At 66.9% G+C, this 22520-nt stretch carries 22 protein-coding genes; 14 read left to right on the top strand and 8 right to left on the bottom strand.

Annotated elements, in window-relative coordinates; translation table 11 throughout:
• Positions 1-10: 10 nt before the first annotated feature.
• The 5 genes from AC5Y6Y_RS09950 to AC5Y6Y_RS09930 all read right to left on the bottom strand — a co-directional run bounded on the left by AC5Y6Y_RS09950 (position 11) and on the right by AC5Y6Y_RS09930 (position 5943).
• On the bottom strand, positions 11-1645 hold the full coding sequence (locus AC5Y6Y_RS09950; RefSeq protein WP_499929822.1) for a fatty acyl-AMP ligase: 1635 nt from the start codon (positions 1643-1645) through the stop codon (positions 11-13).
• A gap of 248 nt (positions 1646-1893) precedes the next feature.
• Positions 1894-2847 (bottom strand): 4-(cytidine 5'-diphospho)-2-C-methyl-D-erythritol kinase, encoded by a 954-nt coding sequence (locus AC5Y6Y_RS09945; RefSeq protein ID WP_499924659.1) that lies wholly within the window; start codon positions 2845-2847, stop codon positions 1894-1896.
• Between the two features lie 37 nt (positions 2848-2884).
• Positions 2885-3820, bottom strand: a complete 936-nt coding sequence (rsmA, locus tag AC5Y6Y_RS09940) for a 16S rRNA (adenine(1518)-N(6)/adenine(1519)-N(6))-dimethyltransferase RsmA (protein WP_499929820.1) — start codon at positions 3818-3820, stop codon at positions 2885-2887.
• Complete coding sequence (locus AC5Y6Y_RS09935; RefSeq protein ID WP_463827460.1) at positions 3793-4920, bottom strand: resuscitation-promoting factor; 1128 nt, start codon at positions 4918-4920, stop codon at positions 3793-3795. The genes rsmA and AC5Y6Y_RS09935 overlap by 28 nt, the downstream gene beginning before the upstream one ends.
• A gap of 180 nt (positions 4921-5100) precedes the next feature.
• Positions 5101-5943 (bottom strand): TatD family hydrolase, encoded by an 843-nt coding sequence (locus AC5Y6Y_RS09930; RefSeq protein ID WP_499929818.1) that lies wholly within the window; start codon positions 5941-5943, stop codon positions 5101-5103.
• A 59-nt stretch (positions 5944-6002) separates the two neighbouring features.
• Between AC5Y6Y_RS09930 and metG the strand changes: the two genes are divergently transcribed.
• The 3 genes from metG (at position 6003) to AC5Y6Y_RS09915 (ending at position 8620) form a co-directional block, all read left to right on the top strand.
• Positions 6003-7556 (top strand): methionine--tRNA ligase, encoded by a 1554-nt coding sequence (gene metG, locus AC5Y6Y_RS09925; protein ID WP_499929816.1) that lies wholly within the window; start codon positions 6003-6005, stop codon positions 7554-7556.
• A gap of 71 nt (positions 7557-7627) precedes the next feature.
• Positions 7628-7993 carry a PAS domain S-box protein gene (locus AC5Y6Y_RS09920; protein ID WP_463827457.1) on the top strand — a complete coding sequence of 122 codons (366 nt, stop codon included), beginning with the start codon at positions 7628-7630 and terminating at the stop codon, positions 7991-7993.
• 66 nt (positions 7994-8059) lie between these two features.
• Entirely contained in the window at positions 8060-8620 is a 561-nt protein-coding gene (locus AC5Y6Y_RS09915; protein WP_463827456.1) for an LbetaH domain-containing protein, read from the top strand.
• Here the strand turns inward: AC5Y6Y_RS09915 and AC5Y6Y_RS09910 are convergent.
• The 3 genes from AC5Y6Y_RS09910 to AC5Y6Y_RS09900 form a co-directional block, all read right to left on the bottom strand.
• Positions 8617-9312 (bottom strand): TetR family transcriptional regulator, encoded by a 696-nt coding sequence (locus AC5Y6Y_RS09910; RefSeq protein ID WP_463827455.1) that lies wholly within the window; start codon positions 9310-9312, stop codon positions 8617-8619. The two genes, AC5Y6Y_RS09915 and AC5Y6Y_RS09910, sit on opposite strands and share 4 nt — an antisense overlap.
• A 131-nt stretch (positions 9313-9443) precedes the next feature.
• A complete protein-coding gene (locus AC5Y6Y_RS09905; protein ID WP_499924666.1) occupies positions 9444-10121 on the bottom strand; it encodes a TetR family transcriptional regulator in 678 nt (225 codons plus the stop codon).
• Positions 10111-10248 carry a hypothetical protein gene (locus AC5Y6Y_RS09900; RefSeq protein ID WP_499929814.1) on the bottom strand — a complete coding sequence of 46 codons (138 nt, stop codon included), beginning with the start codon at positions 10246-10248 and terminating at the stop codon, positions 10111-10113. The genes AC5Y6Y_RS09905 and AC5Y6Y_RS09900 overlap by 11 nt, the downstream gene beginning before the upstream one ends.
• Positions 10249-10486: 238 nt before the next feature.
• Here AC5Y6Y_RS09900 and AC5Y6Y_RS09895 point away from each other — a divergent pair, with 238 nt between their 5' ends.
• From AC5Y6Y_RS09895 to AC5Y6Y_RS09845, 11 genes are all read left to right on the top strand, one after another.
• Positions 10487-10786 (top strand): PE family protein, encoded by a 300-nt coding sequence (locus tag AC5Y6Y_RS09895; protein WP_499924669.1) that lies wholly within the window; start codon positions 10487-10489, stop codon positions 10784-10786.
• 19 nt (positions 10787-10805) lie between these two features.
• The gene (locus AC5Y6Y_RS09890; protein ID WP_499929812.1) at positions 10806-11984 is read left to right on the top strand and encodes a PPE family protein; all 1179 of its coding nucleotides are present in this window, start codon (positions 10806-10808) and stop codon (positions 11982-11984) included.
• A 154-nt stretch (positions 11985-12138) separates the two neighbouring features.
• Complete coding sequence (locus tag AC5Y6Y_RS09885; protein ID WP_499924671.1) at positions 12139-12936, top strand: glycosyltransferase family protein; 798 nt, start codon at positions 12139-12141, stop codon at positions 12934-12936.
• Complete coding sequence (locus tag AC5Y6Y_RS09880) at positions 12933-13598, top strand: PIG-L deacetylase family protein (protein WP_499924672.1); 666 nt, start codon at positions 12933-12935, stop codon at positions 13596-13598. The genes AC5Y6Y_RS09885 and AC5Y6Y_RS09880 overlap by 4 nt, the downstream gene beginning before the upstream one ends.
• Positions 13599-13649: 51 nt before the next feature.
• Positions 13650-14213, top strand: coding sequence for a dTDP-4-dehydrorhamnose 3,5-epimerase (rfbC, locus tag AC5Y6Y_RS09875; RefSeq protein ID WP_499924674.1), 564 nt, complete (start codon positions 13650-13652; stop codon positions 14211-14213).
• Positions 14214-14249: 36 nt separating this feature from the next.
• Positions 14250-15095 (top strand): WecB/TagA/CpsF family glycosyltransferase, encoded by an 846-nt coding sequence (locus tag AC5Y6Y_RS09870; RefSeq protein ID WP_499929810.1) that lies wholly within the window; start codon positions 14250-14252, stop codon positions 15093-15095.
• A 17-nt stretch (positions 15096-15112) separates the two neighbouring features.
• Positions 15113-16612: a sugar transferase gene (locus AC5Y6Y_RS09865; protein ID WP_463827446.1), complete on the top strand. Its 1500-nt coding sequence runs from the start codon at positions 15113-15115 to the stop codon at positions 16610-16612.
• Positions 16613-18118 carry a flippase gene (locus AC5Y6Y_RS09860; protein WP_463827445.1) on the top strand — a complete coding sequence of 502 codons (1506 nt, stop codon included), beginning with the start codon at positions 16613-16615 and terminating at the stop codon, positions 18116-18118. It begins immediately after the preceding gene.
• Positions 18115-20175 carry a glycosyltransferase gene (locus tag AC5Y6Y_RS09855; RefSeq protein WP_499929808.1) on the top strand — a complete coding sequence of 687 codons (2061 nt, stop codon included), beginning with the start codon at positions 18115-18117 and terminating at the stop codon, positions 20173-20175. The genes AC5Y6Y_RS09860 and AC5Y6Y_RS09855 overlap by 4 nt, the downstream gene beginning before the upstream one ends.
• Positions 20172-21422 carry a methyltransferase domain-containing protein gene (locus AC5Y6Y_RS09850; RefSeq protein WP_499929806.1) on the top strand — a complete coding sequence of 417 codons (1251 nt, stop codon included), beginning with the start codon at positions 20172-20174 and terminating at the stop codon, positions 21420-21422. Before AC5Y6Y_RS09855 ends, AC5Y6Y_RS09850 begins: the two co-directional genes overlap by 4 nt.
• On the top strand, positions 21419-22507 hold the full coding sequence (locus AC5Y6Y_RS09845; RefSeq protein WP_463827442.1) for a transferase: 1089 nt from the start codon (positions 21419-21421) through the stop codon (positions 22505-22507). Before AC5Y6Y_RS09850 ends, AC5Y6Y_RS09845 begins: the two co-directional genes overlap by 4 nt.
• Positions 22508-22520: the final 13 nt, after the last annotated feature.

Genomic DNA, 22520 nt, shown 5'->3' with positions numbered 1-22520 from the left:
CCCGCCCGCGCTACGTAACCAGCGTGACCGAGTTGGCGCGGCGCAGCTTGCCCGACGGCGTCTTCGGGATGGTCCCGGGCCCCAGCACCACCACGTTGCGCGGACGCACGTCGACCTCCTTGACGACCTCGTGTGCCACGTCGTGCTCGATGCGACGCACCTCGGCCGGGTTCTCGAAAGCGTTCGACTCGACGGCCACGGCGAAGGACTCCCGCGAATGCCCGGCGTCGAGGCGGACCGCCACCGCGCAGCCGGGACGGACCCCGTCGACCCGGCCCGCCGCCCGCTCGATGTCGGTCGGGTAGATATTGCGCCCAGCCATGATGATCACGTCCTTGACGCGGCCGCACACCACGACGTGGCCTTCGTCGGTGAGGTAGCCGAGGTCACCGGTGTCGTACCAGCCGTGCTCGTCCTGCGCCGGGATGAAGCCGCCCATGGTGATGTAGCCGGGCGTGAGGCACTCGCCGCGCAACTCGATGACACCGACGCCGCGCGACGGCATCACCGTGCCGTCCTCGTCGACGATGCGGGCTTCCAGATCCTGCAGCAGCGGCCCCAGCGTGGCCAGCCGGCGGGTATTGCCGTGGGTCGCGGGGACGGCCCGGCGCAGCGCGGCCAGCAGGTCGGCGTCGACCTCGTCGACCACCAGGCCGGAGTTGCACTTCGAGAACGACACGGCCAGCGTCGTCTCGGCCATGCCGTAGGCCGGCAGGATCGCCGACGACCGCAGCCCGAACGGCTTGCCGGCGTCCAGCAGGTCCTCGACGTCGGCGGGTTCGACCGGCTCGGCGCCGGACAGCGCGAAACGCAGCGTCGACAGGTCGAACTGCCCCGGCTTGGCCTGCCGTCGCAGCCGCTTGGCCAGCAGCGCGTAGGCGAAGTTCGGCGCCGCCGTCATGGTGCCCCGGTACTTGTCGATCAACTTCGCCCACAGCAACGTGTCCCGCAGGAAGTCCATCGGAGTGACCTTGACCAGCTCCGCCCCGAAGAACATCGGGATGGTGAGGAAGCCGACCATGCCCATGTCGTGGAAGCAGGGCAGCCAGCTGACCATCACGTCTTTGTCGACGTCGTATTCGGCGCCGACGAACATCGCCTCGGCGTTGGAGTAGATGTTGCGGTGGGTGATCTGGACCGCCTTCGGCGAACCCGTCGAACCCGAGGTCAGCTGCATCAGCGCCAGGTCATCCTCGCCGACGTCGATCGGGTCGATGGGGTCCGACGCGAGCAGATCGGTGACTGTCAGGACCTTGATGCCCTTGTCTTTAAGCACCGGAATCGCCACCGTGAACGGCTCGGAGACGATCACGGCCTTGGCCTCGATCATCCCGATCACCGTCATGGTGTCCTCAGCCCACACCGCCAGGTCTGTCCGCGGCGTCGGCTGGTGCAGCATGGTCAGGCTGGCGCCGCGCATCCACAGGCCCTGCGCGGTCGGCGCGATCTCCACCGGGAAACCCGCGAGGACGCCGACAGCGTCGCCGAGACCTACGCCCGCGGCGGCCAGCCCGCCGGCAATGCAGCGGGCCCGTTCGTGCACCTCGCCCCAGGTGTGCCGGACGGGTTCGTGGGGTTCACCGGTGACCATGCCCGTCGTCGCGGTGCGGGCACTGCGGTACATCTTCTCGGTAAACCTGCTCACGCAAACCTCCTCGGTTCCAGCGCATCCCCAAGGTCCGGGTTTTCATGTTGCACCCGCCAGATCTCGCTTGAGGGCAGGCGCGCACACATTTCGGGGAGCGGTTAGGTCTCGATTTGGTGATGAACGCGGTCCTGCGCTGGTTTGCTTTTGCCAACCGTGACTCGTCACCGCGGCTTATCTTAAGCAACTCTTAAGTAACTGCCAAACGGTGACGGGATTTGAGTGCGATCTCACATCGACGACGGCCGTCAGGCACCGTCCGCGGGGGTCGGCACCACCCGGGCTCCCGGCACGGGACCGGTGGCGACCCGGACCGTGCGGCACACCCCTGCCCCGGTCAGCTGCGTGGCGACATCGACCGCCGCCTCCGCGGAGGCGCACAGAAAGGCGCAGGTCGGACCCGAACCGGACACCAGGCCCGCCAGCGCGCCCGCATCCACTCCCGCCCGCAGCGCCCGGCGCAACGCCGGGTCCAGACTGACCGCCGCGGCCTGCATCTCGTTGCCCAACAGCGGCGCGAGCTGGTGCGGGTCCCCGGCCGCCAGGGCCGCCAGCACGGGGCCCGCCTCGTCCAGCCGGGGCGGGTCGCCCACCTCTCGAAGCCGGTCCAACTCCCCGTATACCGTCGCGGTCAGCAACTCGCTGTCGGCGAACGCCAGCACCCAGTGGAACGTGTTGCGCGACAACACCGTAGCGAGCTCCTCGCCGCGCCCCGTGCCCAGCGCGGTGCCACCGTGCAGCGCGAACGGCACGTCGCTGCCCAGCCGGCTGGCGAGCAGGCGCAGATCACGGCGCGGCAGGTTCAGTTCCCACAGCGAATTCATCGCCACCAGCACCGCGGCCGCATCGGCACTGCCGCCGGCCATGCCACCGGCCACCGGGATGGATTTGTCGATCAGGACGGAGACGTCCGGCGCCCGGCCCACGTGCTCGGCCAGCAGCTCGGCGGCCTGCCAGGCCAGGTTGCGCTCGTCGGTGGGCAGCTTGTCGGCGCCTTCGCCGACCAACTCCAGCGACAGCACGTCGGCGTTGCGCACCGTGACCTCGTCGAACAGCGAGACAGCGTGGAACACCGTCGTCAGCTCGTGATAGCCGTCATCCCGGCGGTCACCGACGGCCAGATAGAGGTTGACTTTGCCCGGCACCCGCACGGTGACCGACCCGGTGGGCACCCACAACTCGGCGGTGTTGCTCTCAGACATCCGCGACCACCGCAGCAGACTATCGCGGCGCGTCCCGTCAGCCGGCCGAGACCTGTGCGGGATCCTCCCCGCCCCCGGGGTGGTCTGACGCCGACTCGGAACGCTGCAGCAACCGCACGAAATCCTCGATCGACAGCGTCTCACCGCGCCGGGCGGGGTCGATGCTGGCGGCAAGCAGCCGACTCGCGGACTCGTTGCCGGAACCGGCCCACTGCACGAAGGCGTTGCGCGACGTCTTACGCCGCTGACCGAAGGCGATGTCGACCAGCTCGAAGACGCGCCGGCGGAACGCTTCGTCGGTGGGCCACGGCGACGTCTCGTGGCGGTCGATGCGCACCAGCCCCGAATACACCCGCGGGATGGGCCAGAACACCGTCGGCGGCACCGTGCCGCAGCGGCGTACCCGGCCGTAGAAACCCATCTTGACGCTGGGCACCCCGTATTCCTTGCCACCGGGATCGGCAGCCAGCCGTTCGGCCACCTCGGCCTGCACCATGACCGTCACGACACGGATGGAGGGAAATTCCGCGAGCAGATGCAGCAGCGCCGGCACCGCCACGTTGTAGGGCAGGTTGGCCACCACCGCGGTGGGTTGCACGTCGAGTTCTTCGCGACGCAGCGTCAGCACGTCGCGGTTGATCACCGAAAATCGCTGCATCTCACTGTGGGAATGTTCGGCGATGGTCTGCGGCAGCCGGGCCGCCAGCACCGGATCGATCTCGACGGCGGTGACGGTCGCGCCGCGGTCCAGCAGCGCCAGCGTCAGCGACCCCAGCCCCGGCCCGACTTCGAGGACCACATCGGACTTGCCGACGCCGGAGGCGGTCACCACGCGGCGCACCGTGTTGGCGTCGTGAACGAAGTTCTGTCCGAGCGATTTCCGTGGCCGCAGATCAAGCTCTTTGGCCAGCCGCCTGATTTCGGTGCGTCCGAGCAGCCGGATCGTCAGCGCGCACCCACCCGGCCACTGCACACGGGCCAGGCACCCCAACCTTGGCGCTGCCGGGTCACCTCGGCGACGGCGATTTGTTCCTCCCGGGTGGCCAAGTCGGCCCGGGGCGCGTAGCGCAGCCCGCCGTTGGCCTCCCAGGTGCCCTGGTCGAACTGCACGCCGCCGTAGAAGCCGTTGCCGGTGTTGATCGCCCAGTTCCCGCCGGCCTCGCAGCCCGCCAGCGAGTCCCAGACGCCACCGTCGCTGACCGGGGGAACCTCGGTGCCGGGCTTGGTGCCGACCCGGACCACGGCTTCGCGGGCCGGGGCCAGCACCGTGTTGGCGATCGGCAGGCGACCGGTTTCGACACCGTTGACCTCAGCCACCGCGAAGGTCACCTCCTGGGTGCCGGGGCTGCCCGGGTCCTCGACGACCTGGCGGCTCATGTTCAGCTCCGGGTCCTCGATGCGCCGCGCCGGGGGCGGCAGCGGCATCTGCTCGGTGACCCGCTGGATGCGGTTGCGGGTGACCTGGATCTGCATGCCGTCGACGACGGGCGCGTTGGCGGCGGGTACTACCTGGTCGCTGTCCTGCAGGGGGGCGCCGGCCGCGGCGAGCAACCCGGCGACGTTGGGCGCGGGCAGGTGCACCGTGCGCTGCACGCCGCCGTCGTCGATCTGGACCGTCTTGGCGCTGACCACCGGCAGAGCCATGCCGTTCAACGGGACGCGGCTGGCCCGGGATGCGGCGGCGGGGGCGGTGTCGGTCATGGCCAACTGCGCCAGCGCCTCGTCCACGGTGGACGCGGTGGTCCACACCTGCCGGGAGTTCTGGCCGTCCAGAGTGATCTGCAGCGGGCGGCTGCGGCGCAGCACGATGGTGGCGGCGTCGCCGACGGAGACGTCCCCGGCGGGGTAGAGGTCGTCCCGCGCGTCCACGTCGAAGCCGTTCTCCGCCATAATGTCGCTGACCCGCGACTTCATCGTGTTGACCTGGATGGACGTGCCGTCCACGGTCAAGGTCACCGTCTTGGACGCGGACACGGCGAAGCCGCCGGCGAATGCCAGTACCACTAATAAAGCGCCAACCACCAGGCGCAACATCGGCGATTCAGTTTGATGAAGTTTAGTAAGCAGATTCAATGTCTAATCCCAGTTAGTCCCGACCTACAGCGACCGTTACGCAGCAACAACTCAGCATTGAGCTACCGACCATATTCAGCTGAAATGACAAAATGGGCCCAGAGGCCCACCCGTACGATCACAAGACGGTAACGAAACGTCGGGTGCTGAGCAACTCGAGCATGTCGAATTCAGGACCGTTCAGCGGCCGCACCCCTGCAGTCCGTAGGCCCTTACCGCATTGCTGGCAGTAATCTGCGCCAGCTCCTCGGCCGGCCGGTCGACCAGCTCAGCCAGGGCGCGAACGGTATACGGCAGGCAGTAGGGCTCATTTGCTGCACCGCGGTACGGGTGCGGCGTCAAAAATGGCGCGTCGGTCTCCACCAGAAGCTGCTCCACCGGTATCAGCAGGGCGGCCTCGCGCAACTCTCGAGCATTGCGAAAGCTCACCGTCCCGGACAGGCTCAGCAACCATCCGGCGGCTACGCACTCCCGGGCCATCGCGCTGTCCGAGGAGAAGCAGTGCATGATCACGGTGTCGGGAGCGCCTTCGGCGCGCAGCACGTCCAGCACGTCGCGGTCGGCCTGCCGATTGTGGATCATCAGCGGCTTGCCCAGCCGTTTGGCCAGATCGATGTGCCACGCGAAGGCCTCGCGCTGCACCTGCGGCGGCGCGCAACCGTCGAGCCGGCCGGGCCAGTACAGGTCCATTCCCGTTTCGCCGACGGCCACCACCCGCGGGTGGGCCGCGAGTTCCTCGATCTCGGCGCGGGCCGCCCCGGTGAGCGCATCGGCGCGGGTGGGGTGCAGGGCCACCGCACCGTAAACCCGGGAGTCCCACTCGGTCGCGTCGGTGACCCAGCGGGCCGAGTCCATGTCGTCGGCGATGGTGACCACCGCCACCACGCCGACGGCGGCCGCGCGGTCGAGGATCGCGCGCACGTCGGCCGCGTCGACCGCGCCGCAGGCATCGAGGTGGGTGTGCGCGTCGATCAACGGCGAGAGCGGTTCCGGCGGCGGCGGTGCTGCGCGGGTAGGGCTCACGTTGCACACCCTCTCACGTCGCGCCCACGCACCCGCCGCACCCAATAGGGTGAATCCCGATGAAGCCCTACTACGTCACCAACGCCATCACCTATCCCAATGCCGCGCCGCATCTGGGGCACGCCTATGAGTTCATCTCCAGCGACGTCATCGCACGCTTCAAGCGCCTCGACGGCTTCGACGTGCGGTACCTGACCGGCACCGACGAGCACGGACTCAAGATGGCCCAGGCCGCGGCGGCCGAAGGATTGCCCACCGCCGCGCTGGCACGCCGCAACTCCGACGTCTACCAGCGGCTGCAGGAGAAGCTGAACATCTCGTTCGACCGGTTCATCCGCACCACCGACGCCGACCATCACGAGGCGTCCAAGCAGATCTGGCAGCGCATCGAGGCCGCAGGCGACATCTATCTGGACGCGTACTCAGGCTGGTACTCGGTGCGCGACGAGCGGTTCTTCGTCGAATCGGAGACCACGGTCGTCGACGGAACCCGGATCGCCGTGGAGACCGGCACCCCGGTCACCTGGACCGAGGAGCAGACGTATTTCTTCCGGCTGTCGGCGTACGCCGACAAGCTGCTGGCCCACTACGAGGCGAATCCCGATTTCATCGGACCCGACGTGCGCCGCAACGAGGTGGTCAGCTTCGTCTCCGGCGGGTTACGCGACCTGTCCATCTCGCGGACGTCGTTCGACTGGGGCGTGCAGGTGCCGGGACATCCCGACCACGTGATGTACGTCTGGATCGACGCATTGACGAATTACCTTACCGGCGTTGGCTTTCCGGATACCGAATCGGAGTCGTTCCGCCGGTACTGGCCGGCCGACCTGCACATCATCGGCAAGGACATCATCAGGTTTCACGCCGTCTACTGGCCCGCGTTCCTGATGTCGGCCGGAATCGCGCTGCCTCGAAGGGTTTTCGCGCACGGATTCCTGCTCAACAGTGGCGAGAAGATGAGCAAGTCGGTGGGCAACATCGTCGACCCGGTGGCTCTGGTCGACACATTCGGGGTGGACCAGATCCGCTACTTCCTGATGCGCGAGGTGCCGTTCGGTCAGGACGGCAGTTACAGCGACGAAGCCATCATCACGCGGATCAACACCGACCTGGCCAACGAGTTGGGAAACTTGGCGCAGCGGTCGTTGTCGATGGTGGCCAAGAACTTGAACGGGACGGTGCCCGATCCCGGTGAGTTCATGGGCGCCGACACCGACCTGCTGACGACGGCCGACGGGTTGCTGGAGCGGGTGCGCGCACATTTCGACACTCAGTCGATGCACCTTGCGCTGGAAGCTATTTGGCTGATGCTCGGCGATGCCAACAAGTACTTCTCGGCGCAGCAGCCCTGGGTGTTGCGCAAGAGCGAAACCGATGCCGACCAGGACCGGTTCCGCACGACGCTCTACGTCACCTGCGAGGTGGTCCGCATCGCGGCGCTGCTGGTCGCTCCCGTGATGCCGGAGTCGGCCGCGAAGTTGCTCGACCTGCTGGGCCAGCCCGACGATCGGCGGTCGTTCAGCGCGATCGGTACACGACTGAGACCGGGCACCGAACTGCCGGCGCCGGCCGGGGTTTTCCCGCGGTATCAGGCTCCCACCGAAGTCGGGTGAAGTGAAGTTTCGCCGTAGGCCATAATCGGGCTGTGGAGCGCAGACGGACTCGGCAGGTCAGCCAATCGCCGATGACCACCCTCAAGCAGCTGCCTGCTCTGGTGGTGCTGGAACGGATCCCGGTTCCCGTCCTTGCTGTCGCCGACGACGGCAGCATCCTGTTCACCAATACGGCGTTTGCACAGATGGTGGGCTGCGAGCCCGAAGAGGTCCTGACGCTGAGGTTCCACGAGATCTTCCACCAGGCTCCCGAATCGGAGTCATCACTGCTCTCCTTCGTGCACGCCCTGGCGAACATGGTGGTGGAACTGGCACATAAGGACGGCTCGGTGGTGCGGGCCCTGATGAGCCGCTCGGCGGTGATGCGCGCCGACGACAAGTTCGCCCTGGCCGCTTTCCAGGACCTCACCGAGCAGTTGTGGGAAGAGGAACGCTAAGGCACCCGCCTCAGACTGCAAGTCACGCTCTACCCATTTTCTGATACTTGTAGTATGGTTTGGCGGGTGATCAGGACGCGCAGTGACCTTGACGCCTACCTGGCGGCGGATTTGCAGGCACAAGGCTTGGAGCGCTGGCGGCATCGCTACCGCATCACCCAACGCGCGCCGTACTTCCAGCGGATGCTGCGCAAAACCGAATACTGGACGAACACCGCCCGGACGCCGGCCGGTCACCTCGTCGCCGCCTACTTGCGGCTGCGATTGAAATTTCTGGGCGAGAAACTCGGCTTCGGCATCTCGCTGAATTCGTTCGGGCCGGGCCTATCGGTTGCCCATGTCGGCTGGGTGCACGTCCATCACCTCGCCAGAATCGGCGCGAACTGCCGGATTCATCAGGGAGTCACCATCGGTGAAGGGCGACCCGGCGAGTATCCGACCATTGGCGACGACGTGTTCATCTTTCCCGGCGCGGTAATCCTCGGTGTCGACGTCGGCAGCCGCGTCGGGATCTATGCGGGCGCGGTCGTCACCAAGCCGGTGCCCGACGACGTCGACGTCGCCGGCGTCCCGGCCCGCATCATCAGGGACCGCCGGCCGAGTAACGCCGCGAGCGCAGTCGGCTAGTTACCGTCCGGCACGACGGCGATACTGGGACGGTTGTGGCGCATCGCCTCTCGGGCCAGGAACTGCTGGAAGTACGGCAGCGATGCGTCGGAGGCAACGCCGGGCAGCAGTAGCAGCCAGATCTGGCTCAGTTGCGAGGTGCGTTCGGTTCGCGGACCGTCTGTGCTGCGGCCGCGCGCCATCGCGATGGACAGCAGGCGCGTTCCGACCATCGCCCCGACGATCACCTCGCTGAGTGCGACCGGGTCGACGTCTTCGCGCAGATCACCTTCGGCGATTGCCCGACGCGCCTGCGCGGTCACCTCGGCAACCCAGGCCGAACAGGAGCGCGCCGCCGCGTCGTTGTATCCGCTCAGCGCGGCGACCAATTGGCCGGCCGCGCGGGCCGTCTTGTCCGCATTGAGCACCGCGGCGATGGCGAACGTGCCGTGGATCATGTTCTCCAGGGCCGGAGACGCCGATCCGCAGACGTTGCGAAACGCTGCGAGCAGAACCTCGGCACCCTCGTCGATGATGTCGGAGGCCAGGGCTTCCTTCGAATCGAAATGGTGGTAGAGCGCGCCCTTGGTCATGCCGGTTCGCTCGATGATCGTGCCCCAGCCGGCCGCGGCATACCCGACTTCGCTGAAAACGTCGATCGCGGAATCGAGGATCTTCCGGCGGGTCACCTCAGACCGAACCTGGCGCGCCATATCCCGCCCTCCGCAGCATGTTCTTCCGGTTAGGCTCCGGACCTGCACGTCTCGTTCTTCCTGGTCAGCGGGTAAGCCTAACAGCCGCCGGAGCGGCGTCTCTGACTATGCGTGGTTTCGTTCCGCGCCGTTCACCGCGCGGACGGGGACGCCCCGGCGGCAGAGATGGCCAGCGCGGTGCGCCGACGGACGAATTGGGTGAAGTAATCGAGCCGGTCGGGTTCCAGGATCCCCGCCAGCACCAGCATGCAGTTTCTTTCCAGATCGAGCAGGTAGCGCTGCGGATCGTCGAGGTCGCTGGTCTGTCGCAGCCCCATGTACATCGATACGATGAGCCGCCCCACGTCACGCGGTTCCCAGCGGGCAGCGACATCACCTTCGGCGATCGCCCTCTCGACGACCCCGGCCAGCATGTCCATCCAGCCGTTGAGCAGCTGCGCCTGCAGCCCCTCTGTCCGCCCGACCGTCTCGAGCAGGTGCGACGCGGCCCGGGCCACATCCGTTGTCATGTCCTGGACAGCGGCCAGGTAGCAGAAGTCGACCAGGGTCTCCAAGCCGGAAAGGTGCCTGGCCAGCAGATCGTCGACCGCCGTCCGCCCCGCCGAGGTGTGCTGGTTGATGATGGCAACCGCAAGCGCGTGCTTGGACCGGAAGTGGAAGTACATCGCGCCTTTGGTCAGTTCGGCTTCGGCGAGAATGTCGTCCAGGCCGACATCGTGGTAGGGACGTCGAGCGAACTGGTGTGCGGCGGCCCGCAGAATATGTTGCCGGGTGGTGTCGGCCCGTCCGTCGGCCTGTTCAGTCGTCATACGACCCGTTGGTCGGGTGAGCCGCCGAGACCGCGGCGTCGCCGGTGGCACCGATGCGCGTCGCTTCCACCATCACGATGCCTTCCTTGAGCGGACCGCCGGGTTCGTAGGACGAAGGTACCGGCACTTATGCCTCACGTAGCAATTACACGCCACTGCGAGGTTAGCAGTCTGGTCCTGATCCGATGTGTTCTACGCCACACAAGACCGTAAAACCCCTCTACAAATACTTGAAGTCAATCTGAGGACTCGCGAACGTACAAAAAGTATGTATAGTTCGGTTTGAACAGGATGCTGGTTTGGGCAACCGGGAGCCGGAAGCCGCGACGCGGTCGAGATCGAGTCCGATGGATGGGGAGGGGCGCATGTCGTTCGTTACCACGCACCCAGAAGTGTTAGCGGCCTCGGCCGGCACCCTGCAAGGTATCGGCGCCGCCGTCAGCACAGGCAGCGCTGCCGCAGCGATACCCACGACCAGCCTGGCCCCGGCGGCGGCCGACGAAGTATCCGCCCTGACCGCGATGCAGTTCGCCGCACACGGGCAGATGTACCAGGCCGTGAGCGCTCAGGCCGCCGCAATTCACCAGATGTTGGTGCAGACCATGCAGGTCAGCGCGGAATCCTATGGCGCCACAGAGGCCGCCAACGTAGCTGCGACCAGTTGACGCACGGGGGATAAGAGCAATGGACTATGGGGCACTGCCACCGGAGATCAACTCCGCGCGGATGTACCTCGGCGCGGGCGCGGCACCCTTGCTGACGGCTGCCGTGGCATGGGACGAGCTGGCGGCCGAACTGCAGACGGCGGCTTCGTCGTACTCGTCGGTGATCAGCGGCCTGACCAGTGGACCCTGGTTGGGTCCCGCGGCGATCGCCGCGGCGGCAGCGGCCACCCCTTATGCGGTCTGGGTCGGAACGACCGCAGCCCAGGCCGAGCAGGCAGCCAGCCAGGCCAGGGCCGCAGTCGGCGCCTATGAGGCCGCCTACGCCATGACGGTCCCCCCGGCGGTGGTCGCCGCCAACCGGACGCTGTTGGCGGCATTGGTCGCCACCAATTTCTTCGGTCAGAACTCGCCGGCCATTGCAGCCACCGAGGCGCACTACAGCGAGATGTGGGCGCAGGACGCCCTGGCCATGTACAGCTATGCGGCCAACTCGGCTGCGGCTACCACGCTCGCACCGTTCGAGGCGCCGCCGCAGGTCACCGATGCAGCTGGGCTGGCCAGCCAGGCCACCGCGGTGTCCGAGGCCACCGGTGAGGCCGCCGCCACCCAGACCACGCTGTCCTCGTTGGTGAGCTCGCTGCCCACCGCGTTGCAGGGCCTGGCGGCCCCGACCTCGCTGGCTTCGGCGGAGTCCGCCGCCGCGGCGGCCGTCCTGCCGACCAGCAGCGCGATGTCCAGCGGCGACATGGCCAATTATCTGAACATCGCGGTCATGCCGCTCTTCGCGCTGAGCAGCCTGTTGAGCATTGCCCAGACCATGCAGGGCATGGCCCAGACGGCCGGCGTGGTGGCCGGTGAAGTGGCCGCCGAGGCAGCAGAGGCCGCGGCCGGGGCGGGCGCCGCAGGTGCGGAGGCTGCCGGGGCGGGCGCATTGGGTGCGATGGGTCAGGCCGCGAGCCTCGGCTCCCTGTCGGTGCCGCCGACGTGGACCAGCGTGATTCCGACGGCGCACCTGACCGGCATCAGCTCGGCACTGCCTGGAGCCAACGGCGCCGCCCTGGGGGCGGTGCCGCCGAGTCTGCTGGGCGGCATGCCGCGCGGTGCAGCGGCCGCGGGCCCGGCTCCCGGCCCCCGGTACGGCCTGGTTCCCACCGTGATGGCGCAGCCGCCGTCAGCGGGCTACGGCGCCGTGCTGTGACCCGGAGCTGACGCGAGTCCCTGCACCGGAACAAGGACAATCCAGTCGATAACAAACTCAATGTTGATTTGTACGCTGTAAACCATCTTAATAGTATGTATACTGAGTAGTAACTAGTGGCCGAGTTTGTCGGTCCGCCTGGAAGGGGCACGGAATGAAGGTCGTACTTTTTTGCGGCGGTTACGGCATGCGGATGCGCAGCGCCGACGGCGACCTGGTTCCCAAGCCCCTGCAAATGGTCGGCCCCCGCCCGTTGCTGTGGCACGTGATGCGTTACTACGCGCACTACGGGCACACCGAGTTCATCCTGTGCCTGGGCTACGGCCAGGCCATGGTCAAGGATTTCTTCGTCAACTACCGCGAGACCGAGTCCAACGACTTCGTCATGCGCGGCGGCAACGTCGAGCTGCTCGACACCGACATGTCGGACTGGACGATCACCTTCGTCGACACCGGCTTGGAGTCACCGATCGGCGAGCGGCTGCGGCGGGTCCGCAAGTACCTCGGCAACGACGAGTACTTCCTGGCCAACTACGCCGATGTGCTCACCGATGCCCCGCTGGACACCATGATCGACCGATTCCACGACGCGGGCGCCGCAGCGTCGATGCTGGTGGTCCCCCCGCAGTCATCGTTCCACTGCGTCGACGTCAGCACCGACGGCGACATCAAAGAGATCGCCCCCATCGCCAAGTTCCCCATCTGGGTCAACGGCGGTTACTTCGTGCTGCGCCAGGACGTCATCGACCTGATCCCGGAGAACGGCGACCTGGTCGGCGATGCGTGCATGACGCTGGCGGGCACCGGCCGGCTGCTGGGCTACCAGCACGACGGCTTCTGGAAGCCGGCCGACACGTTCAAGGAGCGCGCTGAACTCGACGCCGACTACAACAGGGGCATCCGTCCCTGGGCGGTCTGGGAAGCACCGGTCGCGGCGGGCCAATCGGCATGATGCCACTGTCGTTGGGCACCGGGATCGGTTCCGTTGCCGTAATCGGCGCGCACTGCGACGACATCGCGATCGGCGCGGGTGCCACCCTGATGCACCTCGAGCGCAACAACCCCGGCCTGGTCGTCCACGCTCTGGTGCTCACCGGCGCGGGCACCGATCGCGAGGTCGAGGAAAAGAGCGCTCTGGCAGCACTTCTGCCCCAGGCCGACGTGCGTCTGACCGTGACAGACCTACCCGACGGGCGATTGCCGGAACACTGGGGATCGGTCAAGAGGCACCTCGCCGACTTCCGCCGCAGCTGCGAGCCGGACCTCGTCCTCGGACCACAGCGCGGTGACTACCACCAGGATCATCGTCTGCTCGCCGAGCTGCTTCCCACCGAGTTCCGGGCGCACCTGGTGCTGGGCTACGAAATCTTGAAGTGGGAGTCGGATCTACCCAATCCCACGTTCTACGTGCCGATTCCAGACGAGCTGGCGCAGCAGAAGGCCCGGCTGTTGGCCGAGTCCTACCCGTCACAGCTGGGGCGGGACTGGTTCGACGACGAGACGTTCCTCGGCTTGATGCGGATCCGGGGCGTGCAGTGCCGCGCCCGGTACGCGGAGGCATTCGTAGTGGAAAAAGCCGTGCTGGATCCGACCGTCGGGACGCGGCGCAGCTAGCCAGTACCGCGAACCACCGCACCGAATCAGCAGAGGGGACAAGAGATCCGCATGAAATACACACCCACCAGCGTTGCGGGCGTGACGATCGTCGACATCGAACCACACCGCGACCACCGCGGGTTCTTTTCGCGGGTGTTCTGCGCCGAGGAATTCGCGCAGCACGGCCTTATCGCCGAGGTGTCCCAGACCAGCATCTGCTTCAACCAGACCCGGGGCACCGTGCGCGGTCTGCACCGCCAGCTGCCGCCGCACGCCGAGGCGAAACTGGTGCGCTGCATTCGCGGTGCCATCGCCGACGTCGCCGTGGACGTGCGGCCGACATCGCCGACCTACGGCAAGCATGTGATGGTGGAACTGAGCGCCGACAACCACCGCGCGCTGTTCCTGCCCCCGTACGTCGCCCACGGCTTCCAGACCCTGACCGACGACACCGAGATCATCTACCAGATCAGCGGTCCCTACGTGCCGGGCAGCGAAGAGAACTTCCGCTGGAACGAACCGACCTTCGGCATCCAGTGGCCGCTGCCGGTCACCGTCATCTCCGAAAAGGACGCCAGCTGGCCGCTATTGGAATCGATCGCACTGACCGAGCCACACAGCGAGGCGTCATGACCGACACACACGAAACACGTTCGGGCTAGGTCGAATATGACGCACGACACCCTCCCCCGGGCCGCCGTCCGCATGGTCGTCAGCGGCAGCATCGTCGAACGCTGCAAAACCGACGAAGTGTTGTCGATCATCGGGTCGCGCCTCGACTCGCCGTCCGGCCGCGGGCTGGCGGTAGGCTCGGTCAACCTCGATCACCTGCATCATTTCCGCACGGTGGCCGCCGCTCCCGCTGGACAACTGGAATGGCTGCTGCTCGCCGACGGTATGCCGATCGCGTGGCGGGGTCAGTTGCTGACCGCACAGCCGTGGCCCCGTGTGACCGGAGCAGACCTGCTGCCCGCCGTGCTGGCGCGGGCCGAAGCGGGCGGGCACCGCGTCGGCTTCTTCGGCGGCACCGCCCAGACGCATCAACGGCTGGCCACCCGGCTGCGGGAAAGCTATCCCGCACTGGTGATCTCGGGCATGTGGGCGCCGGGCGCCGACGACATCGAAAAACGTTCAGCGTCCTTGTGTGCGGCGATCCGTGCCGCCCGCACCGACATCCTGATCGTGAGCCTGGGCAAGCCGCGCCAGGAACAGTGGGTCGACCAGCACGGACACGCCACGGGAGCAAAGGTTTTCCTGCCGTCGGGCGGTGCCATCGACTTTCTGGCCGGCACCACCAACCGGGCGCCGCAGTGGATGCAACGGTCCGGGCTGGAGTGGCTGTACCGGTTGACCCGCGAACCGCGGCGGCTGGCCCGCCGGTACCTGTTGCAGGGACCGATCGCGCTGCTGCGCGCCGCGCGCGCCCAGCTCATCTGTTACCCCGGCGTCCACTATGTCGCCACCCCAGCCCACGTCGAAACCTCCGGCACCGCAACCGAAGCGGTGCCCGCATGACCGAGGGAGCGGCCAGCATGACTGCCACACTGCCGGCACACACCAGCCTGCCGTCCGTACTCACGTTGCCCCCGCGGCGTGTGAGTGCCATCCCGCGCTGGCAGCAGCGATACTCGGCGCGGTTGCGCGTCACCGACTCGCTGATCGTGTGCGCGGCAATCATGCTCGCGCAGTTCCTCCGGTTCGGTGACGACCCGCACATGTCGGGTTACCCGGGTCCGGTGATGACGCTGTTCTCCTGCGTCTTCGCGGCACTGTGGCTTACCTCGATCGCCGTGTTCCACACGCGCTCCCCGCGGATCATCGGCGCCGGAATCGACGAGTATCGACGCATCGTCAGCGCGTCGTTCTCGGTGTTCGGCATCATCGCGATCATCACGCTGCTGGCCAAGATCGACCTGGCCCGCGGGTATCTGGCGGTCGCGCTTCCGGTCGGCACGCTGGGCCTGGTGGCCAGCCGCAACCTGTGGCGAAAGTACGTGTGGCGCATGCGGATCAAGGGTCAGTACCAGACCATGGTGCTGGCGATCGGTGACCGGTCCGGTGTGGCGCACCTGGCCCGGGAGCTGATTCGCAACCCACGAGACGGCTACGTCGTTGTCGGGGTGTGCATCCCGGGTTACGGCCCGCAACGCGGCGAGATGCTCACCGTGGGCGGCCGGGAAATCCCGATCCTGGGTGACGAGTCCGCCGCGGTCACCGCCATCGGACACTGCGGCGCCGACACCGTCGCTGTGACCCGCACCGAACATTTCGGCGTCCACGGCATCCGCGACCTGATGTGGCGGCTGGAGACGATGGACGTCGACCTGGTGGTATCGCCCGGAGTGATGGATGTCGCCGGCGCGCGGCTGACGATGCGGCCCATCGCGGGATTCCCCCTATTGCACGTGGAGAAGCCGCAATACGAAGGGACACAACGCCTGCAGAAGCGCGCGTTCGACTTCTGCTTCGCTCTGGCCGCCCTGCTGGGGACTGCACCGGTGCTGCTGGCAGCCGCGGTGGCAATCAAATTGACCAGCAAGGGACCTGTCTTCTACCGCGCCGAACGGATCGGTCTGGACGGCCGCCCCTTCACGATGTTGAAGTTGCGCACCATGGTCGACGGCGCGGACAGGCAGATCGATCAGCTGCTCCCACTGAACCAGGGTGCCGGCGGCATGCTGTTCAAGATCCATCAGGACCCGCGAGTCACGCCCGTCGGAAAGATATTGCGCCGCTTCAGCATCGACGAACTCCCGCAGTTCATCAATGTGCTCAAGCAGGACATGAGTGTGGTCGGCCCGCGCCCGCCGCTGCGCCGCGAAGTGGAGAACTACGCCGGGGAGGTCAAGCGGCGCCTGCTCGTCAAGCCGGGGGTGACCGGCCTGTGGCAGGTGAGTGGCCGTTCCGATCTGTCCTGGGAGGACTCGGTGCGACTCGACCTGTCCTATGTCGACAACTGGTCGATGGCCGGCGATGTCGTGATCATCGCCCGAACTCTGCGCGCCGTCCTGGCCAGCGACGGAGCCTACTAGATGAAGGGCGACACCGTGATCGAGCCGACGGCTCGTGAAATTCACGACGCAGCACCGGAGTCCGGGCCACCGGCAGCGGATGTGCCACAGTCCCGGATCGCGCACGCGATCTCGATTCAGCTGATCTGCCGGGTGCTCGGGATGCTGGCTTCGGTGGTGTCGGTTTCGATGACCGCCCGCTACCTGGGTCCCGGCGGATACGGCCAGCTGATGGTTGCGGTCGCTTTCATCGGAATGTGGACCAGCATGACCGATCTCGGTATCACCACCGTGATCGTGCGGCGCGTCACCTCCGGCCGAGGTGAGCTGGAACGACTTGTTCGCGTCAATAGTGGCCTGTCCCTGGTCTATTGCGCGCCGTTGGCGATGCTGGCCGCGGTCACCGGATGGCTGCTCTATCGCGACGCCGACGTGCGGGTGATGCTGGTGGTGCTGTCCGGACAGCTGTTGATGTTGACGGTACGGACGCGGTTCGATCCGGTATTCCTTTCCACGGTGCGCTTTTCCGCGGTCGCCGCCTCCGATGTGGTGGGTCGGCTGGCCACGCTGGCCATGGTCAGCTCGTTGGTGGCCACGCACGCCGATGTGGTCTGGTTCGCGGTCGCACAGCTCATTCCGCCAGTTGTCCAGCTGGTGATCCAGGGTACGGCGGCAGCCCGGCACGTCGCGCTGCGCCCGATCTTCTCCGTTCGCGAGTCGGTCGACCTGTTACGGGAAAGCCTGCCGTTGATGGGCGTTGCGGTGATCGGCATCCTGTACTGGCGCGCCGACGGGGTGATCCTGTCGTTGCTGAGCAGCCATGCCGAGGTCGGCGTGTACGGCCTGGCCTACATGATCGCGTTCAATACCGAAGCGTTGTCGATCTTCTTCCAGAAATCGACGCTGTCGACGGCGACCACGCTGTACTCCCGCGATGTCAGCGCCTACGTCGACTTCCTGCGCCGCAGCGTCGAACTGATGAGCTTCGTCGCCCTGCCGGTCGCCGTGGTCGGCAGCCTGCTGGCCGCACCCCTGATCGAATTGTTCGGTGACCGGGAATTCGTCAGCCGCGGGGCGCCGACGCTGGCACTGCTGCTCATCGCCGCCGCATTGCGGTTCGTCACCGGAACCCTGGGCCAGGGCCTGTTCGCGTGCCACGAGCAACGATTCTTCTTCCGGGTGTTCGTGGCAACGCTTTTCGTCAACGTTGCGCTCAACCTCGGTCTCGACGGTCGCTTCGGTGCCGTCGGTGCCGGCATCGGTCTGGTCTGCACCGAGCTGTTCGGGTTGGTGTTGGCCAGCTGGCGGTTGCGTCGCCACTGTGGCTACCACACGCCGTTCAACTTCCTGCTGCGGCTGCTGGTCCCGACCGCGGCCAGTGCCGTTGTGGTGCTGCTGCTTTCGGGCCTGCACGTGGTACTCGTGCTGGGCGCCGCCGCGGCAACCTACCTCGCCGTCAACCTGGCGATCGGCCCCGTCAAATTGTCGATGTTGACCGCACTCTTCCGGAAACAGGTGACCGCATGACAACCCAGCTGGACCGCGCGTATCTCAAACCCCCCACCCAGAGCGACACCGTCCTGCAGGCCGATCGGCCGCTCTCGGCGTTGATCGTCACCTACAAGAGTCATGACCTCGTGGAGCAGTGCCTGGCCGGACTGGCCGAGCATGCCCCGGAGCTGCCGGTGTACGTCTACGAGAACAGCGGCGACGAGTACCCGGGCCGCGAGGAACTGGCCGCCCGCCACCCGGATGTGCACTGGGTGTTGGGCGCGGTGAACCTCGGTTTCGGCGCTGCCTTCAACGCCCTGGTCGAGCACACACCGGCAGACACCGATCTGCTGTTGCTGAACGCCGACACCCGGCTGACCGGGCCGCTGACGCGCACCAGGGAATTGCTCCGCCGGCCCGGGGTGGCAGCGATCTCACCACTGATCGAGGACCCTGCCGCGGCCGGCCCACAGCGTTGGGACATCGCGACCCGTCGCCGCACCCTGACCCGCGCCCTGGTGGCCGCTGCCGGCTACTCCGACCGGTTGCGGGGCACCCCGCTCTCACACCTGTACACCGAGCAGCCCGCGGAGTCGCACAGCATCGAAGGCTATGTGGCCGGCATCTGCCTGGCGATCAATCGGGCCGCCTGGAATCAGATCGGCGGCTTCGACGAGGAGTTCTTCCTCTACGGCGAGGAGACCGACTGGCAGGAACGGGCCAGTGCCGCGGGCTGGCGCGTTCTGCTCGCCGACGAACTCGACGTCGAACACGGCAACCCGGCGGCCGCCGACGGCGCCCGCGACTCCGCGTCGGCGCACGGTGCACAGGTGTCCACCGTCGAGCGCTTCCGCAACCGGGATTTGTTGCGCGCCAACATCGCCCTGCTGCTGGAACGGCGCGACAGCGTCCACCACGCCGACGTCTACCTGGCCGCCACATCGGTGTTGGACCGGGTACAGCGCTCCAAACGCGAGATACGCAACCGCACCCTGGCCACCACCGCAGCCAGGAACACCGGCAAGCCGTCCATCGTGATCACCACCAACCGTCTGGTGTACGGCGGCGCGGAGCGCCAAAAAGCGTTATTGGCGGCAGAATTGGACCGCCGTGGCTATTCCGTCACGATCGTGTGCATGCAACGGTTTGGCCCGCTGATCAAGGAGATCCCGCACAGCGTGCGGGTGGTGCGTCAGCCATGGTGGGCGCCGATGGTCGACCTGCCCGCTGGTCCGGCGGTCCTGATCAGCGGCGACACCAACACCGAGACCGGGTTTGCCACGCTCTGGCGGGCCGCTTCCCGCGAACGGCGCTGGCTGGTCGCCCCGCACGTACCGCCGGAGACCGACCGGCCCATCTACTCCCGGCCGCTGACCGCCGCGATGAGCCGCGCCGACGGTTTCATCGCGCTGGCACAACGGCATTGGGACATGCTCACTCCCCACCACAAGCTGAGCGCACAGCCGTTCATCGCCCCCAACGGCGTCGACGCACCGGGGCAGCCCACCCGTCGGGTCCGCGCCGCGGGCGAACCGCCCCATCTGGTGATGTTGTCGCGCATCGTGGAACACAAGAATCCGCACGTGCTCATCGAGGCACTGAGTGGGCTGACCGAACTTCCCTGGAAACTCTCGATTTTCGGGGACGGGCCAGACCGGGAGAGGTTGGAGTCCCGCACCCCGGCTGCCCTACGCGATCGGGTGCAGTGGTGCGGCTGGTCACGCGGACCCGGGCCGGCACTGGCTGACGCCGACCTGCTGTGCGTGCCGAGTCGCTCCGAAGCCTTTCCCCTGGTGATACTGGAAGCAATGTCGCGCGGGGTGCCGGTGGCCGCCTCCGGCATCTGCGCGGTTCCCGAGATGCTGGATTTCGGCCGGGCCGGATTCGTCGTCGAGCCGGTCACGGTATCGGCATGGCGCGACCAGCTGGCCCAGATCCTCACCGATCCCGGCACACTGCCGGAGGTCGGGCAGCGCGGCTGGGAGCGGCTGCGCACGCACTACACGGTGCAGGCCATGACCGATGCCTACCTCGACGCGATCGGTGCCGTAACCTCCAACAGCACGAAAACCACAGAAACGAGTGTCAGATGAAGTGCCGCCTGTGCGACTCAGACCGCATGCTCAGCATCCTGGACCTGGGCGCGACTCCGCCGTGCGAAAAGATCCTTGCCGCAGACGAACTCGATCTGCCCGAGGCCACCTATCCGCTGCACCTGCGGCTGTGCGAAGACTGCCTGCTGCTGCAGATCCCGGCGCTGATCACCCCTGAGGAAACTTTCACCGAGTACGCCTACTACTCCTCCTATTCCGACAGCTGGGTCCAGCACGCGGAAACATTCGTGGTGGATGCGGCCACGCGTCTCGGCCTGGGTCCCGACTCGTTCATGGTCGAGGTCGCCAGCAACGACGGCTATCTACTGCAGCACGCGGTGGCCCGCGGCATCCCGTGCCTGGGTATCGAACCGTCGATCAACGTCGGCGCCGCGGCCACCGAGCGTGGCGTGCCCACAGTCTCGGCGTTCCTCGATCAGGAACTGGCGTGCAACGTGCGTGCCGAACACGGCCCGGCGAACCTGGTGGTCGCCAACAACGTTTATGCCCACATTCCCGATCTGCGTGGCTTCACCCAGTCCCTGCGCGGACTGCTGGCCGACGACGGCTGGCTGAGCATCGAGGTGCACCATGCGCTGAACCTGGTGTGCCTGGGCCAGTTCGACACGATCTACCACGAGCATTTCCAGTACTACACCGTCTTCTCGGCGCAGAACGCGCTTGCCAGTGCGGGTTTGGCGGTCGTCGACGTCGAACTGCTCCCCACGCACGGTGGTTCCATCCGCGTCTGGGCCCGGCCGATCCAGGTGGCCGGCCGCCCGACCGACCGGGTCAACAAGATCCTGCGCATCGAGGAAGCAGCCGGGTTGCACCATCCGGAGGGGTACCTGCAACTGCGCCGGCGCACCGAGCAGATCCGCCAGGACCTGTTGCGTTTCCTGCTTCAATGCCGCGCGGAGGGCAAGCGGGTGGTCGGCTACGGCGCGCCCGGTAAGGGCAACACGCTGCTCAACTACTGCGGTATCCGCACCGATCTGCTCGAGTACACGGTGGACCGGAACCCTTACAAGCACGGTCATTTCACGCCGGGTACCCGGATACCGATTCACGATCCCGAGCTCATCGCCAAAGACCGCCCGGACGTGGTGCTGGTGCTGCCCTGGAACCTGGAGACCGAGATCACCGAACAGCTCAGTTACGTCAGCGAGTGGGGCGGCCAGATCGTCTACCCACTCCCCACCCTGCACATGGCGACCGATGTGACGCGTAGTGCCGCGCTGCGGTGAGCGGCTGCCGCGGGTGCGGTGAGGATGACCTGACCCGGGTGCTGGACCTGGGGAATGTGCCTGCCGCCGACCACTTTCCACTCGCCGGTGAGCCGGTGAGCCCGCAGGAGACAGCGCATGCGCTGGCGATGGACCTGTGCGGCTGCTGCGGCCTGGCGCAACTCGCTGATGACGACACCGTGACGGAGGAACCCCGCGGCATCGAACCGCAGGCGCTGCGTGACCAGGCTGCCGACGCGGTGCAGCGGGTCGCGACGGCCGGCTGGCTGCGCGGCAGCACAGTTCGTGAGTTCGGCAGCCCGCACGGCGGCACCTGGTTGCCGTTGCTCGCCGAGCGCGGTTACGCCGAGGCCGAAGTCGCAGATCTGGTGCTCGACTCCTTCGGCGTGATGCACGAAGCCGATCAGCGGGCCGGATTCCAGCTGCGGGCCAAGGTCACCAAACCTGGCGGGGTGTTATTGGTGCAATTCCCGTCACTGATGGCAATGGTCCAACAGGGTCAGTGGAATTCGTTGCGCCACGGGCATTTCGGTTATTACTCGCTCACGGCGGTGACGAACCTGCTGCGCGCCGTCGACATGAGCGTGGCTACCGCGTGGGAGTTCGACCTCTACGGGGGAACTTTCCTGGTGGCCGCGGTGCACGGGCACGTCGAGCGCGACGCGCGCGCCAACGACATCCTCGCGCGCGAACAGGCATTCGGAGTGACCAAGCCGGCGGTGCTGCAGGGCCTGCAGCAGGCGGTCGACAGCCACGCCGCCCAGCTGCGTGCATGGCTGGAGGCCCAGGCCGAGCAGCGGCACACCGTGTACGGCTATGCCGCCGGGTCGCGGGTGCCGGCATTGTTCAGCATCGCGCAAGTGAACCGGAACCTGATCAGTGGCATTGCCGATGGATCGCCGGCCAAACAGGGACGCCGGTTGCCTGGCACCGATGTGGAGATCATCTCCCCCGAGCAACTGCTGGCCGCCGATCCCGACCGAATCCTGTTGACCCTTCCCGATCTCTATGACGAGCTGCAGCGAACGTACCCGCAGTTCGACGGGCGCTGGTGGGTGGACAACGGACCGCAGCGGGACCGGTGACAGCGTGAAATCC

It is taken from the genome of Mycobacterium sp. NGS24 (assembly GCF_059813065.1).
This window is presented reverse-complemented; position numbering and strand designations above follow the sequence as displayed.